Annotated in this window: 2 protein-coding genes; one reads left to right on the top strand and one right to left on the bottom strand. The window is 75.9% G+C overall.

Annotated features, from left to right (window positions below):
• Positions 1-126 precede the first annotated feature (126 nt).
• Entirely contained in the window at positions 127-423 is a 297-nt protein-coding gene (locus tag LJ221_RS22550; RefSeq protein ID WP_308314841.1) for a hypothetical protein, read from the top strand.
• On the opposite strand, the gene LJ221_RS22545 is transcribed toward LJ221_RS22550, so the two are convergent.
• Positions 410-631, bottom strand: coding sequence for a hypothetical protein (locus LJ221_RS22545; protein ID WP_241718552.1), 222 nt, complete (start codon positions 629-631; stop codon positions 410-412). The two genes, LJ221_RS22550 and LJ221_RS22545, sit on opposite strands and share 14 nt — an antisense overlap.
• Positions 632-725: the final 94 nt, after the last annotated feature.

Here is a 725-nt window from a genome sequence, read left to right as displayed (position 1 = left end):
CGCTCCAGCGCCCGACGGGCCTGGCGGCGGGCCTGGCGCGCGGTCTGGGCGCGCGGGTCGAGGTACCAGTAGGCCACGTCGCTGGGCGGGCCGCCCGCGTTCCGCCACGCGCTCGCCTTCCCGGCGATGCTCCAGGCCGCGGCCGCGGTCCTCGACTTCCTGCCCGTCCCCGGCCTGGACGGCTACGGCGTCGTCGAGCCGTGGCTCTCGGCCGGGACCCGCCGCCAGGTGGAGCCCTTCGCGCCCTTCGGCCTCCCGGCGGTCTTCGCCTGCCTGTGGATCCCGGAGGTCGACGCCGTCTTCCGGAACGGCGTCGACGCCGTGGTGGGGGCCCTGGGCATCTCCTGGCAGGAGGTCTCCCACGGGGCGCGGTACTTCCGCTTCCGGGAGGGCGAGCCCCGGAACGTCCTCATCCCCCGTTGACGCCGTTCACCTCGGACGCGGCCCGCTCCAGCCTGGCGCGGCGCACGTAGTACCAGGCCATGTTGGACGACAGTCCGGCCAGCAGGACCCAGACGATCCCCACCGGCCAGGCCCCCCTCACGAAGGAGACCACCGCCGCGACGACGGCGAGGCCGCAGACGACCAGGGCGAACAGGGGCAGTCGTCGGGGCGGGGACGAGGGGGCCATGGGGTCGGGCTCCAGAGGGGTTGCGGCGTTACGACGCCCCCCATTGTCCCCCATCCGCCCCCGTCCGCCCTGTCGCCCCCGCGCCGGGGGCGAC

It is taken from the genome of Streptomyces sp. CNQ085, from assembly GCF_022614595.1.
Lineage (GTDB): Bacteria > Actinomycetota > Actinomycetes > Streptomycetales > Streptomycetaceae > Streptomyces.
This window is presented reverse-complemented; position numbering and strand designations above follow the sequence as displayed.

Bases quoted from the DNA above. Each gene is read 5' to 3' on its own strand.
- LJ221_RS22550 (WP_308314841.1), top strand. From the start codon at position 127: ATGCTCCAGGCCGCGGCCGCGGTCCTCGACTTCCTGCCCGTCCCCGGC.
- LJ221_RS22545 (WP_241718552.1), bottom strand. From the start codon at position 631: ATGGCCCCCTCGTCCCCGCCCCGACGACTGCCCCTGTTCGCCCTGGTC.